The sequence below is a fragment of the Diaphorobacter sp. JS3050 genome, from assembly GCF_013154915.1.
GTDB lineage: Bacteria > Pseudomonadota > Gammaproteobacteria > Burkholderiales > Burkholderiaceae_C > Diaphorobacter > Diaphorobacter nitroreducens.
In genome coordinates, this window is sequence record NZ_CP053553.1 from 1 (window position 1) to 15,615 (window position 15,615).

Sequence of the window (15,615 nt, forward strand, 5' to 3'; positions counted from 1 at the left end):
ATGAACGAGGGACTTCACTCCTCCAGCCACGACAGCGACGGCGCCAGCGCCGGCCAGGGTCTGTGGCAGGCCTGTGCCGAGCAACTGGCACAGGACCTCCCGGAACAGCAGTTCAACACCTGGATCAAGCCCCTGGTGGCCCAGGTCGCCCCCGATTTTTCCAAGGTCACCCTGCTGGTGGCCAACCGCTTCAAGCTCGACTGGATCCGCGCGCAGTATGCCGGCCGCATCTCGGCCTTGCTCGAAGGTCTGTACGGCCAACCGGTCACCCTGGAGTTAGCGCTTGCTCAGCGGGAATCCGTTGTCAGGACTTACGTCCGTCCCACGGCGCCAGACACCCCCGCCACCGGCGATGCACCGTCCGCCCACCCCACGGCCGACGAGGCGCCTGCCGGCGCCTTCCGCACGCGCCTGAACCCGGCGTTGACCTTCGAGACGTTGGTGGAGGGCACGGCCAACCGCATGGCGCGCTCGGCGGCGATGCACGTGGCCGGCTCGCCCGGTCACCTGTACAACCCGCTGTTCATCTATGGCGGCGTGGGCTTGGGCAAGACCCACCTGGTGCATGCCGTGGGCAACAAGCTGCTGCAGGACCGTCCCGACGCCAAGGTTCTCTACATCCATGCGGAGCAGTTCGTCTCGGATGTGGTCAAGTCATACCAGCGCCGTACCTTCGACGACTTCAAGGAGCGCTACCACTCGCTCGATCTGCTGTTGATCGACGACGTGCAATTCTTTGCCAACAAGGACCGCACGCAGGAAGAATTTTTCAACGCCTTCGAGGCGCTGCTGGCCAAGAAGAGCCACATCGTGATGACCTCGGACACCTATCCCAAGGGTCTGGCCAACATCCACGAGCGGCTGGTCTCGCGCTTCGACTCTGGGCTGACGGTGGCGATCGAGCCGCCCGAGCTGGAAATGCGCGTGGCCATCCTGATCAACAAGGCGCGCGCCGAAGGGTCGGAGATGCCCGAAGAGGTGGCCTTCTTCGTGGCCAAGAATGTGCGCTCCAACGTGCGCGAACTCGAAGGCGCGCTGCGCAAGATCCTGGCCTACAGCCGCTTCAACCAGAAGGAAGTTTCCATCCAACTCGCGCGCGAGGCGCTGCGCGACCTGCTGTCGATCCAAAACCGGCAGATCTCGGTGGAAAACATCCAGAAGACCGTGGCCGACTATTACAAGATCAAGGTCGCGGACATGTACAGCAAGAAGCGCCCGGCCAGCATCGCCCGCCCGCGGCAGATCGCCATGTACCTGGCCAAGGAGCTCACGCAAAAGAGCCTGCCCGAGATCGGCGAGCTGTTCGGCGGGCGCGACCACACCACGGTGCTGCACGCGGTGCGCAAGATTGGCGCCGAACGCCAGCAGCTCACCGAACTCAACCAGCAGCTGCACGTGCTGGAGCAGACGCTGAAGGGTTGACGCACCCCATGGAGCGAAAAGGACCGCCCCCCGCAAAAGCACGCCCGTTCGCGGGCAAAATGGCGCGTTGGACGGCCCGGGAGGGGGCACTGCCCATGCCGCCGTCTGCGCACCTATCCCCAAAAACCACCAAAGGTTGACGACATGATTGTCCTGAAGGCCACACAAGACAAGGTTCTCGCCGTTCTGCAATCGGTTGCCGGCATCGTCGAGCGCCGCCACACGCTGCCCATCCTGGCCAACGTGCTGCTGCGCAAGACGGGCAATGCCATCCAGCTCACCACCAGCGACCTGGAGATCCAGATCCGCACCACGGCCGAGCTGGGCGGCGACACGGGCGACTTCACCACCACGGTGGGTGCACGCAAGCTCATCGACATCCTGAAGACCATGCCCTCCGACCAGACGGTGAGCCTGGAGTCCAGCCAGTCCAAGCTGATCCTGAAGGGCGGCAAGAGCCGATTCACGCTGCAGACGCTGCCGGCCGAGGACTTCCCGCTGGTGCAGGAAGCCGCCAGCTTCGGCCCCGCCTTCAGCGTGCCGCAGAAGGTCCTGAAGAGCCTGCTGGGGCAGGTGTCGTTCGCCATGGCGGTGCAGGACATCCGCTACTACCTGAACGGCATCCTGTTCGTGGCCGAGGGTACGACGCTCTCGCTGGTCGCCACCGACGGCCACCGCCTGGCGTTCGCCAGCGCGCAGCTGGACGTGGAGGTGCCCAAGCAGGAGGTCATCCTGCCGCGCAAGACCGTGCTGGAGCTGCAGCGTCTGCTGTCGGATGCCGACGGCGCCATCGAGATGCAGTTCGCCAACAACCAGGCCAAGTTCAGCTTCGGCGGCATGGAGTTCGTCACCAAGCTGGTGGAGGGCAAGTTCCCCGACTACAACCGCGTGATTCCCAAGAACCACCACAACAGCGTGACCCTGGGCCGCGCCCCGCTGCTGGCCAGCCTGCAGCGCACGGCCATCATGACCAGCGACAAGTTCAAGGGCGTGCGCCTGAACATTGAACCCGGCCTGCTGCGTGTGGCGTCGAACAACGCCGAGCAGGAAGAGGCGGTGGACGAGTTGGACATCGACTACGGCGGCGACGCCATCGAGATCGGCTTCAACGTCAGCTACCTCATCGACGCCCTGGCCAACATGGGCCAGGACATGGTGAAGGTCGACCTGGCCGACGGCAACAGCTCCGCGTTGATGACCATCCCCGACAACGAGCATTTCAAGTACGTCGTGATGCCCATGCGCATCTGACATACTATTATTTTGATAGCTGTTAGCGCTTGATGGATGGGCGCTAGCGGCACATTTGATTCCTATAAGGCCGCCGGCACGCCGTGCCGGTGCGCCTGGACCGAAGGCAGCCCTTTCATGACCGCAGAGCAATCGCAGCCCGCCCCCGAACAGCCCATTTCCGCCCCGGCCGAGCAGCCCGTCGCATCGGTCGCCGGCAGCGACGGCTACGGCGAGGGCGCCATCCAGATCCTGGAGGGCCTGGAGGCCGTGCGCAAGCGCCCGGGCATGTACATCGGCGATACGTCCGACGGCACCGGCCTGCACCACCTGGTCTTCGAGGTGGTGGACAACTCCATCGACGAGGCCCTGGCCGGCCACTGCGACGACATCGTCGTCACCATCCACACCGACAACTCCATCAGCGTGGTGGACAACGGCCGCGGCATTCCCACCGGCGTGAAGATGGACGACAAGCACGAGCCCAAGCGCTCGGCCGCCGAGATCGCCCTGACCGAGCTGCACGCCGGCGGCAAGTTCAACCAGAACAGCTACAAGGTCTCGGGCGGCCTGCACGGCGTGGGCGTGTCCTGCGTGAACGCGCTGTCCAAGAAGCTGCGCCTCACCGTGCGCCGCGATGGGCAGACGCACCAGCTGGAGTTCTCCAAGGGCGTGGTGCAGAACCGTCTCATCGAGATCGTGGATGGCTTCGAGGTCTCGCCCATGAAGGTCATCGGCCCCTCGGAAAAGCGCGGCACTGAGGTGCGCTTTCTGCCCGACACCGAAATCTTCAAGGAGAACAGCGACTTCCATTACGAGATCCTGGCCAAGCGCCTGCGCGAACTGTCCTTCCTGAACAACGGCGTGCGCATCCGCCTGATCGACGAGCGCACCGGGAAGGAAGACGACTTCTCGGGCGCCGGTGGCGTCAAGGGCTTTGTGGAATTCATCAACGGCACCAAGAAGGTGCTGCATCCCACGGCCTTCCACGCCACGGGCGCGCGCCCGGCCGAGACCTACGGCGGCATCCCCGGCACCGAGATTGGCGTCGAAGTAGCCATGCAGTGGAACGACGGCTACAACGAGCAAGTCCTCTGTTTCACCAACAACATCCCGCAGCGTGATGGCGGCACGCACCTGACCGGCCTGCGCGCGGCGATGACGCGCGTGATCGGCAAGTACATCGAGCAGAACGAGCTGGCCAAGAAGGCCAAGGTCGAGGTCAGCGGCGACGACATGCGCGAAGGCCTGTGCTGCGTACTGAGCGTGAAGGTGCCCGAACCCAAGTTCAGCAGCCAGACCAAGGACAAGCTGGTCAGCTCCGAAGTGCGCGCGCCGGTCGAGGACATCGTCGCCAAGGCGCTCACCGACTATCTGGAAGAAAAACCGAACGACGCGAAGATCCTCTGCGGCAAGATCGTCGAGGCCGCCCGCGCCCGCGAGGCCGCGCGCAAGGCACGCGAGATGACACGCCGCAAAGGCGTGCTGGACGGCATGGGCCTGCCCGGCAAGCTGGCCGACTGCCAGGAAAAAGACCCGGCGCTGTGCGAGATCTACATCGTCGAGGGCGACTCCGCCGGCGGCTCCGCCAAGCAAGGGCGCGACCGCAAGTTCCAGGCCATCCTGCCGCTGCGCGGCAAGATCCTGAACGTGGAGAAGGCGCGCTACGAGAAGCTGCTGTCCAGCAACGAAATCGTCACCCTCATCACCGCCCTGGGCACCGGCATCGGCAAGGCCGCCGTGGAATCGGGCAAGAGCGGCGCTGACGACTTCGACGTGGCCAAGCTGCGTTACCACCGCATCATCATCATGACCGACGCGGACGTGGACGGCGCCCACATCCGCACGCTGCTGTTGACCTTCTTCTACCGCCAGATGCCCGAGCTGGTGGAGCGCGGCCACATCTACATCGCCCAGCCGCCGCTGTACAAGGTGAAGAACGGCAAGGAAGAGCTGTACCTGAAAGACGCCGCGGCGCTGGACACCTTCCTGCTGCGCGTGGCGCTGAACCACGCCAGCATCACCACCGGCGGCGACCAGCCCCGCACGCTGGCCGGCGACGAACTGGCCCAGCTGGCGCGCACGCACCAGCATGCCGAGCAGGTGATCGCGCGCCTGTCCGCCTTCATGGATGCCGAGGCGCTGCGCGCCGTGGCCGACGGCGTGGTCTTCAACCTGGACACCCTGCAGGACGCCGAGGCCAGTGCCGTGCAGCTGCAGGCCAAGCTGCGCGAACTCAACACCAACGGCGTGCCCGCCGATGTGGCGGGCGAGATCGACCCGCGCACCGACAAGCCCATCCTGCGCATCAGCCGCCACCACCATGGCAACATCAAGAGCAGCCTGATCACGCAGGACTTCGTGGCCGGCGACGACTACGCCGCCCTGGCCCAGGCCGCCGAGAGCTTCCGCGGGCTGATCCAGGAAGGCGCCAAGGTCACGCGTGGCGAGGGCGAGAAGGCCAAGGAGGAAAAGGTGGGCGACTTCCGCCAGGCCATGGCCTGGCTGATCAGCGAAGCCGAGCGCACCACCAGCCGCCAGCGCTACAAGGGCCTGGGCGAGATGAACCCCGAGCAGCTGTGGGAAACCACCATGGACCCCGAGGTGCGCCGCCTGCTGCGCGTGCAGATCGACGACGCCATCGAGGCCGATCGCGTGTTCACCATGCTCATGGGCGACGAGGTTGAGCCGCGCCGCGACTTCATCGAGACCAACGCGCTGCGCGCGGGCAACATCGACGTCTGATCGTTGCTGTAAAGGGCCCATCCCCCGACGATTGGGGCGCCGTCAGTGAGAAAAAGCCATGGACCAACATCCATGGCTTTTTCATCGCTGGAGACAAAACGTTTTTATCGATCACCCCGCAAGGCAATCCCGGCTGCCGTGCCAGTCGTTGCCGTCACGGAAGGCGCAAATCCATACCGAGCATCCTGGAAAGGCCGAAGGTGAAGAGCAACACCGCCAGCAGCGCCAGCATGAAAACGGCAACGACCTTGCCGCTCGTGCGCAGCAGCGCGCGCCTGTCCGTTCCCTTGTTCCCCTGGTCGTAATGCCATTTGATGGCAAAGAACATGCACGTGCCGAAGACGAGCACCTTGAACGTGATGAAGACTACAGGGACCCAATCGATCATTTTTTGAGGAATTTCAGCGCTTGAGTTGTTATTGTCTACCGTGAAGAACACCACCGCTGCATGGCAGGTCATGGCTATCAAAAAGCAACCGGCAGCAATGCATCGGTTGCAGCCCTTCACACCATTGCGTTTTTAATGAACTTCTACTGCACCAAAGCCGTTGGCAGTTATGACCGTCTTGACCATCCGCCCCGCCACCATTGACGACACCGATCTGATCCTGCACTTCGTGCGGGAACTGGCGATCTATGAAAAAGCGGAGCATGAGGCGCTGGCCACGCCCGCGCACGTGCACCGCACGCTGTTCTGCGCCAACCCCAAGGTGCACGGCCTGATCTGCGAGGCCGGCGGCACCGCCGTGGGCTTCGCGGTGTACTTCTTCAACTACTCCACCTGGCAGGGCCGCCACGGCCTGTACCTGGAAGACCTGTACGTCTCGCCAGAGCACCGCGGCAAGGGCGCAGGCATGGCGCTGCTGCGGCAACTGGCCCGCATCGCCGTGGACCACGACTGCGGGCGCTTCGAGTGGAGCGTGCTGGACTGGAACACACCCTCCATCGCGCTGTACGACAGCCTGGGCGCGCGCCCGCAGAGCGAATGGATCCGCTACCGCCTCACGGGCGACGAGCTGCACGCGCTGGCGGCGCAGGCCCGGCCGCTGGCCCCGCAGCCCTGCACGCCCGCGCCATGAGATCCCCCATCGCCATCGTCGACGTGGACCGCGTCGACACCTGGACCCGCTACCGCGCGGGCCTGTGCGAGAGCTGCGCGGCCAACTGCTGCACCATGCCGCTGGAGGTGCAGCTGTCCGACCTGGTGCGCCTGGGCCTGGTGGACGCCTTCGAGGCCGAGCATGAAGAGCCCCGCCACATCGCCAAACGGCTGCAGAAGGCGCGGCTGATCGACCACTTCAACCACAAGAACACCCTCTTCACCCTGGCGCGGCGCGCCAACGGCGACTGCCAGTTCCTGGACGCCGCCACGCGCCTGTGTACGGTGTACGAGCAGCGGCCCGAGACCTGCCGCCTGCATCCACAGAAGAAAAGCCCCAAGCCCGGCTACTGCGCCTACGGCGCGCGCGAGCGGCAGCGCCGCGGCTGACCACCACGCTGTAGGACGCGGCCCACGCCGCAAGCCAGCGGCCGCCCACCTGCGCCGCGCGCGCGGCGTGGTGTGATGGGCGTCTTTGCACACTGTGGAGGTTCCCATGTCCGAGAAGAAGGCCAGCGTTCACTGGGAAGGCGGCGGCAAGGCCGGCCAGGGCCAGATCAGCACCGAGACCGAAGCGCTGCAGAAGTACCCCTATGGCTTTGCCAGCCGCTTTGGCGACGACCGCAAGGGCACCAATCCCGAGGAAATCCTGGGCGCGGCGCATGCCGCCTGCTTCACGATGGCCTTCTCGTTCGCGGCGGACAAGGCCGGCTTCGCCACCGAGCGCGTCGACACCACGGCCAGCGTGCGTCTGACCCAGCAGGGCGAGGGTTTTCTCATCGACCGCATCGCGCTCACGCTGAAGGCCAAGGTGCCGGGTATGGACGAGGCCACCTTCCAGAAGCTGGCCGCCGACGCCAAGGCCAACTGCCCCTTGTCCAAGGCGCTGGCCGCGGTGCCGGAGATCACGCTCAGCGCCACGCTGGTGCAGTGAGCGGCGCTGCCGTGGACACCGCCACCGGCCGCCCGCACATCCGCGTCGGCATCGGCGGCTGGACCTTCGCGCCCTGGCGCGGCAGTTTCTACCCGCCGGGCCTGGCGCAGGCCAAGGAACTGCATTACGCCAGCCGCCAGCTCACGGCCATCGAGGTCAACGGCACGTTCTACAGCACCTTCCGGCCCGCCACCTTCGCCAAGTGGCACGACGAAACGCCCGACGGCTTCATGTTCTCGCTCAAGGCCCACCGGCTGGTGACGCACCGGCGGGTGCTGGCCACGGCGGGTGATGCGATCGCGCGCTTCGTGGGCAGCGGCATTGCGCAGCTGCAGGGCAAGCTCGGCCCCATCGTCTGGCAGTTCATGCCCAGCAAGCGGTTCGAGGAAGCGGACTTCGAGGCCTTCCTGGCGCTGCTGCCGCGCGAAGTGGATGGGCGCCGCCTGCGCCATGCGCTGGACGTGCGGCACGAGAGCTTTGCCACGCCGGCCTTCATCGCCCTGGCACGCCGCTACGGCTGCGTGCCGGTGTGCACGGACTCCGAGAAATTCCCCGCGATGGCCGACGCCGAGGCCGACTTTGCCTACCTTCGGCTGATGCGCAGCCAGGCCGGTATTCCCACCGGCTACACGCCCGAGGCCATCGCGCAATGGGCCGCCGGTGTGCGCGCCTGGACCGGCGGCGAGCGGCCGCGCGACGTATTCGTGTACTTCATCAACGGCGCCAAGGAGCGGGCACCGGCCGGCGCGCTGGAATTGCTGCGGCAGCTCGCCTGACGCCCAGTCGGGAACGGCCGCCGCCGGCAAGCTCCTGTTTTCATAGCTGCTAGCGCTTGCTGGATAAGCGCTAGAGGCCGATTTGGCTTAAACCGTCTGGCGCTGCTCAAACCCTTGGGCGTCGCAGGCGGGCGCCTCTCCCACCTCCACACGCTCCACCCGCGCGGCGGGCGGACCCTCGCGGGCCCAGTCGATCAGCGCCTGCACGGCCGGCGCAGCGCCGCTGGCCAGCGCCTCCACGGTGCCGTCCTGGCGGTTGCGCACCCAGCCCTGCACGCCCAGGCGGCGCGCGGCTTCGGTCATGGATTTGCGGTAGTACACGCCCTGCACCAGGCCGTGGATGCGCAGGTGGCGGGTGATGGAAACAGCGGATTCAGCCATAAGCCCCGCACTGTAGCGCCCGCCGTGGCATGCTGCGCCGATGACCGCCCCGCGCAAGGCCCTGCCCGCGATCGACCCGCAGCGCTGCACCGGCTGCGGCTGGTGCGTGGGCGTGTGCCCGCCGCATGTGCTGTCGCTGCAGGTGCAGGGACCGGAGCGCTTCGGCCCCAAACGCTCGGTGCTGCATGACGCGCCGGGTTGCACCGGCTGCGCGCTGTGTGCGCTGCGCTGCCCGTTCGATGCGATCCGCATGGTGCGCAATTCCACGCAGTAGGGCGGCGCCTTCACGGCGGCACAATCGACCCGGCATTCCTTCCCCTTCCAGATCGGCTTCCATGACTTGGCAACTCCCCTACCCCTCCGGCCGCCAACCCGTGCTGGCGCGCAACGTGGTCTCCACCTCCCAGCCGCTGGCCGCGCAGGCCGGCGCGGCGGCGTTTGCGCGCGGCGGCAATGCGATCGACGCGGCCCTGGCCGCGGCCATCACGCTCACGGTGGTGGAGCCGGTGATGAACGGGATTGGCGGCGACGCCTTCGCGCTGGTGTGGGACGGCGCCGCGCTGCACGGGCTGAACGCCTCGGGCCGCGCGCCGCGCGCCTGGTCGGCCGAGCTCTTTGCCCACCTGCCGCAAATGCCGCGCATCGGCTGGGACACGGTGACCACGCCCGGCGGCGTGGCGGGCTGGGTGGCACTGTCCGAGCGCTTTGGCGCCCTGCCCTTCGAAGACCTGTTCAACGACGCCATCCGCCACGCGCGCGACGGCTTTCCCGTCAGCCCGGTGATCGCGCGCCAGTGGGCGCAGGCGGCCATCGACCTCAAGGGCCAGCCGGGCTTCGAGGCCTTCACACCCGGCGGGCGCGCGCCGCAGGCGGGCGAGATCTGGCGCTTTGCCGACCAGGCGGACACGCTGGCGGACATCGCACGCACGCGCGGCGCGTCGTTCTACCGCGGCCGGCTGGCGCAGGCCATGGCCGACTACGCGCGCCAGCACGGCGCCGGCCTGGCGCTGGAGGACCTGGCCGCGCACGCCGTGGAATGGGTGCAGCCCATCAGCGTGCCCTTTGGCGACCGCACGGTGCATGAGATCCCGCCCAACGGCCAGGGCATCGCCGCGCTGATGGCGCTGGGCCTGCTGGAGCATCTGCCCTACCGCAGCACCGCAGCGGGCTCGGCCGCGCGCATGCACCTGGAGATCGAGGCCATGCGCGTGGCCTTTGCCGACCTGTACGCCCACGTGGCCGACCCGGACCACATGCGCCTCACCTCCGCGCAGCTGCTGGACCCGGCCTACCTGCGCCAGCGCGCCGCGCTCATCGACCCGCAGCGCGCCGGCCAGTACCCCGCCGGCCAGCCCGGCAGCGGCGGCACGGTGTACCTGTGCACGGCCGACAGCGAGGGGCGCATGGTGTCGTTCATCCAGTCCAACTTCAAGGGCTTCGGCTCGGGCGTGGTGGTGCCGGGCACGGGCATCGCGCTGCACAACCGCGGCATGGGCTTCGTCACCACGCCGGGCCACCCCAACCAGGTGGCGGGCGGCAAGCGGCCCATGCACAGCATCATTCCCGCCTTCGTCACGCGCGGCGGCCAGCCCCACATGGCCTTTGGCGTGATGGGCGGCAACATGCAGGCCCAGGGCCATGTGCAGATGGTGCTGCGCGAGGCCGTGGAGGGCCTGAACCCCCAGGCCTGCTCCGACGCGCCGCGCTGGCGCATCAACGACGCGGGCGCGCTGACGCTGGAGCACACCGTGCCCGCCGACGTGGTCGAGGGCCTGCGCGCACTGGGCCACGACCCGCAGGTGGCCGCGCCCGGCAGCCTGGAATTCGGCAGCGCACAGATCATCCGCCGGCTGGAGGCCACGCCCGGCACCGGCTTCGCCTACGCCGCGGGCTCCGACCACCGGCGCGACGGCCAGGCCGTGGGCTGCTGATTCCCATCCCGAGGCATTCAAACCAAAACCGCCTCTAGCGCTTATCCATCAAGCGTTAGCAGCTATCTAATCAAGAGCAAAGCACGCCGCACCGTCACCTGCGCTACACTGCACGCATGCTGTTCACACTGCTTTGCTCTGACCCACGCACCCCCGCCACCGGCGCGGCGCGGGCCTGCGCATCGGGCGTGAACGCACGAATGATTACTACCATGACCACCGCGGCGACCTAGCGCACGCGCAGGGTGGCCGCACCGGCGGCCCCCTGGTGTCTTCTTCCCCCTCCGAACGAAACCCAGCCCCGGCCGCTGGGTTTTTTTGTGGGCTTTTGCAGCCCGTGTTTGGAGAAAGACATGTTCGTAGAACCCCAGCTCAGCCCCTCACCCGAGGTGCACGCCAGTGCGCGCCGCGCCCCGGCCCCGCCCCCTGCCCTGCGCGTGGGCATGATCGGCACCGGCACCGTGGGCAGCGGCGTGTGGCGGGTGCTGCGGCGCAACCAGGACCTCATCAACGCACGCGCCGGGCGCGCCATCGAGATCGTCGCGGTCGCCGCGCGCAACACCGCGCGTGCCGCTGCGGCGCTGGACGGCGCGCCCGGCGTGCGCCTGCTGGCCGACCCGCTGCAACTGGCCGCCGACCCCGGTGTGGACGTGGTGCTGGAGCTGGCCGGCGGCACCGGCGCCGCACGCGACTGGGTGCAGGCCGCGCTGGTGCATGGCAAGCATGTGGTGACCGCCAACAAGGCCCTGCTGGCCACGCACGGCGAGGCGCTGGCGCAGACTGCCGCGCGCCACGGCCGGGTGCTGGCCTATGAAGCGGCCGTGGCCGGCAGCGTGCCCGTGATCAAGGCGCTGCGCGAAGGGCTGGCGGCCAACCGCATCACCGCGCTGGCAGGCGTGCTCAACGGCACCAGCAACTACATCCTCACGCGCATGCAGGCGGCGGGCCTCGGCTTTGCCGCCGCGCTCACCGAAGCCCAGGCACTGGGCTATGCCGAGGCCGATCCGGCCTTCGACGTGGACGGCACCGACGCCGCGCACAAGCTGGCGCTGCTGGCCGCCAACGCGTTCGGCATGCCGGTGCGGCTGGACGCCGTGCATGTCGAGGGCATCCGCGACCTGCAGCGGGGCGACGTGGCCGCCGCCGCGCATCTGGGCTACGCCGTCAAGCTGCTGGCCGTGGCCGAGCAGCAGGAGTGCGAGGGCCGCGTGGCCATCCAGCTGCGCGTGCACCCGGCCCTGGTGCCCGCGCGGCACCCGCTGGCGCTGCTGGACGGCGCGACCAACGGGCTGCTGGTGCACGGCGACGCGGCCGGCAGCGCCTTTTTCAGCGGCGCGGGCGCCGGCAGCGAGCCCACGGCGAGCGCCGTGCTGGCGGACCTGATCGACCTGGCGCGCCTGCCGGCCGTTTCTTCCCCGGCACCCACGGGCCCTGGCGTGCCCACACTGGGCACCCACCGCCGCGCGGGCAACGCCCCCGCCGTACTGCCGATGGCCCCAGTGAAGACGCCGCACCTGCTGCGCCTGCTGCCCGGTGCGGCCCTGTGCGAGGCGGCAGTGCTACGGGCGCTGGCGCGCGATGGCGTCACGGTGCGGCGCCGCACGTGGGCGGCACCCGTCACCCCGGGCGGAGCGCCCGAGTTGCTGCTGCTCACCGCGCCGACGCCCGATGCGCTGGCCGCACAGGCCACGGCGCATTTGCAGGCGTACACGGGTGCGCAGGTGCGGCGGCTGCGCGTGGAGCTGTGCAGCGCTCCCACGGATGAACAATAAAAACAGGTTCTAGCGCTTTACCATCAAGCGCTGACAGCTACGTTTTTAATAGCTATTTCGAGTCCTTGAGCTTGCGATAGGTGCGGTCGGCGGGCGGCCCACGGTCGGTGTCTTGCAGGCCGCGTTCCATGTCGCGGTGGGCTTGCTCGACCTCGGGATGGCGCTCGCCGCCGGTCATGGTGACGGACTGGTCCCGCTCGTGCGGCAGCTTGGGCGCGGCGGGGGTGCCGGCGGCGCGTTCCTGCTGGGGCGGGGTCTGCAGGTCCACGCCCTGTTCGTGGACATCGGTGTGCTCGCCCGGCGACGGCGGCGCGGCGCCCGGGGCATTGGAAGGGGACGGGGTATCGCGATGGGATGGCATGGGGAACCTCTCGTTTGCCTGCAAGGCAGATCGCCCCATGCTAGGCAGACCCCGCCCGGTTCCGCGTAGGCCGGGAGCGGACGACGGCATCAGCGTTGGGCGCACGGGCGACCACGCATCACCTGGGGGGCACGGCCAGGGGTGTATAGCCGGCCCTGAGCAGTGCCCAACCCGCTTCGGCTAACATGCCTGGATGCATTTACAGTGGCACGCCCCGCAAAGCCGGCCCCGCGCCTGATCTCCCCTTCCATGTCTTCCACAGAGTGGGCCGCCCAGGCCCTGCAATCGTTCGAGGCGGTGGTCCAGTCCACGGCCGGCTTTCGCGTGCGCGAGGGCCAGCGGCGCATGGCCGAGCAGGTGGCCCAGACCTTCAGCCAGGCGCAGCTGGGCAAGCTGGAGGACGACGATGCCCTGCCCCAGCGCGCGATTGCCGTGGTGCAGGCCGGCACGGGCGTGGGCAAGTCGCTGGCCTACAGCGTGCCCGCGATCGCGATCGCGATGGCGCGCGGCACGCGGGTGCTGATCTCCACCGCCACCGTGGCGCTGCAGGAGCAACTGGTGCACAAGGATCTGCCGGCCCTGGCCGCGCGCATGGAGCAACCCTTCCAGTTCGCGCTGGCCAAGGGACGCGGGCGCTATGTGTGCAAGCTCAAGCTGGAGCGCCTGGCCGGCGGCGGCGCGGCCGGCCCGGGCGGTGACGGCGACCTGCCCGACGACGACCTGTTCGCCGACGAGGAGGCCGAGCAGCGCGGCAAGCGCCCGCGCCACGAGTCCGAGGCGCGCATGAAGTTCTACGCCAGCATGGCCGACGCGCTGGCGACCAGCGAATGGGACGGCGACCGCGACACGCTCGCTACGCCGCCCGAGCCCGAGGCCTGGAGTCCCGTGGCGGCCGAGGCCAGTTCCTGCACCGGCAAGCACTGCCCGGTGTTCAACCAGTGCACCTACTACGAGCGGCGCAAGCAGCTCGTGGCCGCGCAGGTCATCGTGGCCAACCACGACCTGCTGCTGTCGTCCCTGGGCGCGCGTCTGCTGCCCGAGCTGGACAACTGCCTGCTGGTGATCGACGAGGCCCACCACCTGCCCGCCACCGCGCTCGACCAGTTCGCCTGCGAGGCCGACCTCTCGCGCCTGACCTGGATCGACCGCCTGGCCAGCCGCGCGCTGCGCATCGGCCAGTTGGTGGAGGTCGAGGAAATTGCCGACATTCCCAACCACGCCGCGCGCCTGCGCGCCGCGCTGCAGGATGCCGCGCGCCTGGTGATGGACGTGTATGGCGAGCAACTGCGTGCGCCCGTGCCGGGGCGCCGCCAGTTCGCATCCAGCCTGCCCACGCGCGCCCGCGTGGCCGGCGGTGTGCTGCCCGAAGCGTTGGTGGAGCCCTTCAGCCAGGCCGCGCACCACGCCGAGGGCTTCCTGAACGCCCTGCGCGCCATTTCCAAGGCCCTGCGCAGCGAAATGCGCGACAAGCCCGACGAGGCGCGGCGCCTGTCGCAGCTGTATGCGCAGATCGGCGTGCTGGCGCCGCGGCTGGAGGCCGTGCACGCGGGCGCCCAGCTGCTGCTGCAGGACGCGCCCGAGGGCGCGGTGCCGGCCGCCAAGTGGTTCACGCTGGAGGTCGAGGGCGACTTCATCGTCGTGCGCGCGCATGCCAGCCCCGTGCTGCCGGGCAATACGTTGCGCAACCACCTGTGGTCCGCCGTGCGCGGCGCGGTGCTGACCTCGGCCACGCTCACCAGTTGCGGGCAGTTCGACTTCTTCCTGCGCGAGTCGGGCCTGTTCGGCGACGAAGCCGTGACCACGCTGGCCGTGCCCAGCCCGTTCGACTACGCGCTGCAGGGCACGCTGGTGGCCACCGAGACCCGCGCCGAGCCGCGCGATGCGCAGGCCTTCACCGCCGAGATGGTGGACGCGCTGCTGTCCGACCTGGCCCTGGTCGAGGCTGGCGCGCTGGTGCTGTTCACCTCGCGCGAGCAGATGCGCCAGGCCGTGGACATGCTGCCCACCGCCATGCGCAGCGCCGTGCTGGTGCAGAACACCCTGCCCCGCCCACAGCTGCTGGCGCGCCACCGCGAGCGCGTGGCCGAAGGCCAGCCCTCCATCATCTTCGGCATGCAATCCTTCGGCGAGGGGCTGGACCTGCCCGGCAGGCTGTGCGAATCGCTCTTCATCACCAAGCTGCCCTTCGCCCCGCCCGACGACCCCGTGGGCGAGGCCCGCGCCGAATGGCTGCGCGGCGCCGGGCGCGACCCGTTCAGCGAATTGGTGGTGCCGGCCACCGCCATCCGCCTGGCGCAGTGGGTGGGCCGCGCCATCCGCACCGAGGAAGACCGCGCCCACGTGTATTGCTACGACAAGCGCCTGGTGCGCACCGGCTACGGCCAGCGGCTGCTGCAGGGCTTGCCGCCGTTCACGCTGGCGCGCCGGGCCGCAGGGTGACCGATTGCTCCTATGGATATAGCTGTCGGCGCTTGCTGGATAAGCGCTGGAGCCCGATTGGACCATTAACCCCTTCCCGCATCGCCTGTCGGGCCGCGTCCCACAGGCGGGCAGGCCCATCGCCGACGCCCGCGCTCTGCCGTGCTGCCTAGAGTGGACTGGACCGATCTCTGAAAGGCCCGCCATGAAGCGCACCAACGACAACTCGGGCGCCACCGACAAGGTGGCCAACGACCACAACCAGCAGGGGCACCAGCCCCCCACGGCCCTGAACCAGGCGCGTCGCACGCCCGACAGCCGCAGCGACCGCACGGACCAGGTGGGCAGCGGCAACCAGGCGCAGTCGCGCCGCGGCAGCAAGAACCAGGGCGGCGCGGGCTGAGCCCGGCCTGCGGGGCCCGCGTGGCCCGGCATCCGCACTTTTGGGGGCGGCGGCGCTTCGTGCGTGGCGGCTACGATTACGCACCGGTGCCGGTGGCCCGTGCCTATCGCACGGGGTGCGCGGGGCCGGTTTCCTGCCGTCCC

15 protein-coding genes are annotated in these 15,615 nt (G+C 68.7%); 12 read left to right on the top strand and 3 right to left on the bottom strand.

Annotated features, from left to right (window positions below; translation table 11 throughout):
- The 3 genes from dnaA (at position 1) to gyrB (ending at position 5,397) form a co-directional block, all read left to right on the top strand.
- Entirely contained in the window at positions 1-1,422 is a 1,422-nt protein-coding gene (gene dnaA / locus HND92_RS00005; RefSeq protein WP_011807219.1) for a chromosomal replication initiator protein DnaA, read from the top strand.
- A 144-nt stretch (positions 1,423-1,566) separates the two neighbouring features.
- The gene (gene dnaN / locus HND92_RS00010; protein WP_123675434.1) at positions 1,567-2,673 is read left to right on the top strand and encodes a DNA polymerase III subunit beta; all 1,107 of its coding nucleotides are present in this window, start codon (positions 1,567-1,569) and stop codon (positions 2,671-2,673) included.
- Positions 2,674-2,790: 117 nt separating this feature from the next.
- Positions 2,791-5,397, top strand: a complete 2,607-nt coding sequence (gyrB, locus tag HND92_RS00015) for a DNA topoisomerase (ATP-hydrolyzing) subunit B (RefSeq protein WP_172204922.1) — start codon at positions 2,791-2,793, stop codon at positions 5,395-5,397.
- 154 nt (positions 5,398-5,551) lie between these two features.
- Here the strand turns inward: gyrB and HND92_RS00020 are convergent, their stop codons facing one another.
- The gene (locus HND92_RS00020; protein ID WP_047349214.1) at positions 5,552-5,785 is read right to left on the bottom strand and encodes a hypothetical protein; all 234 of its coding nucleotides are present in this window, start codon (positions 5,783-5,785) and stop codon (positions 5,552-5,554) included.
- A gap of 169 nt (positions 5,786-5,954) precedes the next feature.
- On the opposite strand from HND92_RS00020, the gene HND92_RS00025 reads away from it, so the two are divergent.
- The 4 genes from HND92_RS00025 to HND92_RS00040 all read left to right on the top strand — a co-directional run bounded on the left by HND92_RS00025 (position 5,955) and on the right by HND92_RS00040 (position 8,206).
- Positions 5,955-6,476: a GNAT family N-acetyltransferase gene (locus tag HND92_RS00025; protein ID WP_011807223.1), complete on the top strand. Its 522-nt coding sequence runs from the start codon at positions 5,955-5,957 to the stop codon at positions 6,474-6,476.
- Positions 6,473-6,886: a YkgJ family cysteine cluster protein gene (locus HND92_RS00030; protein WP_012655127.1), complete on the top strand. Its 414-nt coding sequence runs from the start codon at positions 6,473-6,475 to the stop codon at positions 6,884-6,886. Before HND92_RS00025 ends, HND92_RS00030 begins: the two co-directional genes overlap by 4 nt.
- 106 nt (positions 6,887-6,992) lie before the next feature.
- Entirely contained in the window at positions 6,993-7,430 is a 438-nt protein-coding gene (locus tag HND92_RS00035; protein WP_011807225.1) for an OsmC family protein, read from the top strand.
- Positions 7,431-7,441: 11 nt separating this feature from the next.
- Positions 7,442-8,206, top strand: a complete 765-nt coding sequence (locus HND92_RS00040; RefSeq protein WP_172209106.1) for a DUF72 domain-containing protein — start codon at positions 7,442-7,444, stop codon at positions 8,204-8,206.
- Positions 8,207-8,293: 87 nt separating this feature from the next.
- Here HND92_RS00040 and HND92_RS00045 read toward each other — a convergent pair whose 3' ends face one another.
- Positions 8,294-8,587 (bottom strand): acylphosphatase, encoded by a 294-nt coding sequence (locus HND92_RS00045; RefSeq protein WP_172204924.1) that lies wholly within the window; start codon positions 8,585-8,587, stop codon positions 8,294-8,296.
- 40 nt (positions 8,588-8,627) lie between these two features.
- On the opposite strand from HND92_RS00045, the gene HND92_RS00050 reads away from it, so the two are divergent.
- From HND92_RS00050 to HND92_RS00060, 3 genes are all read left to right on the top strand, one after another.
- Positions 8,628-8,861: an ATP-binding protein gene (locus HND92_RS00050; RefSeq protein WP_011807228.1), complete on the top strand. Its 234-nt coding sequence runs from the start codon at positions 8,628-8,630 to the stop codon at positions 8,859-8,861.
- Between the two features lie 61 nt (positions 8,862-8,922).
- Entirely contained in the window at positions 8,923-10,518 is a 1,596-nt protein-coding gene (locus HND92_RS00055) for a gamma-glutamyltransferase family protein (RefSeq protein ID WP_172204927.1), read from the top strand.
- A 353-nt stretch (positions 10,519-10,871) separates the two neighbouring features.
- Entirely contained in the window at positions 10,872-12,290 is a 1,419-nt protein-coding gene (locus tag HND92_RS00060) for a homoserine dehydrogenase (protein WP_172204930.1), read from the top strand.
- Positions 12,291-12,342: 52 nt separating this feature from the next.
- On the opposite strand, the gene HND92_RS00065 is transcribed toward HND92_RS00060, so the two are convergent.
- A complete protein-coding gene (locus HND92_RS00065) occupies positions 12,343-12,651 on the bottom strand; it encodes a hypothetical protein (RefSeq protein WP_172204933.1) in 309 nt (102 codons plus the stop codon).
- A 249-nt stretch (positions 12,652-12,900) separates the two neighbouring features.
- Here HND92_RS00065 and dinG point away from each other — a divergent pair, with 249 nt between their 5' ends.
- Both dinG and HND92_RS00075 read left to right on the top strand, forming a co-directional pair.
- On the top strand, positions 12,901-15,090 hold the full coding sequence (gene dinG, locus HND92_RS00070; RefSeq protein ID WP_172204936.1) for an ATP-dependent DNA helicase DinG: 2,190 nt from the start codon (positions 12,901-12,903) through the stop codon (positions 15,088-15,090).
- Between the two features lie 184 nt (positions 15,091-15,274).
- Entirely contained in the window at positions 15,275-15,472 is a 198-nt protein-coding gene (locus HND92_RS00075) for a hypothetical protein (RefSeq protein WP_011807233.1), read from the top strand.
- The last annotated feature ends 143 nt before the right edge of the window (positions 15,473-15,615 follow it).

Coding starts and splice junctions, on each gene's coding strand:
- dnaN (WP_123675434.1), top strand. CDS start 1,567: ATGATTGTCCTGAAGGCCACACAAGACAAGGTTCTCGCCGTTCTGCAA.
- HND92_RS00035 (WP_011807225.1), top strand. CDS start 6,993: ATGTCCGAGAAGAAGGCCAGCGTTCACTGGGAAGGCGGCGGCAAGGCC.
- HND92_RS00045 (WP_172204924.1), bottom strand. CDS start 8,587: ATGGCTGAATCCGCTGTTTCCATCACCCGCCACCTGCGCATCCACGGC.
- HND92_RS00055 (WP_172204927.1), top strand. CDS start 8,923: ATGACTTGGCAACTCCCCTACCCCTCCGGCCGCCAACCCGTGCTGGCG.
- dinG (WP_172204936.1), top strand. CDS start 12,901: ATGTCTTCCACAGAGTGGGCCGCCCAGGCCCTGCAATCGTTCGAGGCG.
- HND92_RS00050 (WP_011807228.1), top strand. CDS start 8,628: ATGACCGCCCCGCGCAAGGCCCTGCCCGCGATCGACCCGCAGCGCTGC.
- HND92_RS00065 (WP_172204933.1), bottom strand. CDS start 12,651: ATGCCATCCCATCGCGATACCCCGTCCCCTTCCAATGCCCCGGGCGCC.
- HND92_RS00025 (WP_011807223.1), top strand. CDS start 5,955: ATGACCGTCTTGACCATCCGCCCCGCCACCATTGACGACACCGATCTG.
- HND92_RS00075 (WP_011807233.1), top strand. CDS start 15,275: ATGAAGCGCACCAACGACAACTCGGGCGCCACCGACAAGGTGGCCAAC.
- HND92_RS00030 (WP_012655127.1), top strand. CDS start 6,473: ATGAGATCCCCCATCGCCATCGTCGACGTGGACCGCGTCGACACCTGG.
- HND92_RS00020 (WP_047349214.1), bottom strand. CDS start 5,785: ATGATCGATTGGGTCCCTGTAGTCTTCATCACGTTCAAGGTGCTCGTC.
- gyrB (WP_172204922.1), top strand. CDS start 2,791: ATGACCGCAGAGCAATCGCAGCCCGCCCCCGAACAGCCCATTTCCGCC.
- HND92_RS00060 (WP_172204930.1), top strand. CDS start 10,872: ATGTTCGTAGAACCCCAGCTCAGCCCCTCACCCGAGGTGCACGCCAGT.
- dnaA (WP_011807219.1), top strand. CDS start 1: ATGAACGAGGGACTTCACTCCTCCAGCCACGACAGCGACGGCGCCAGC.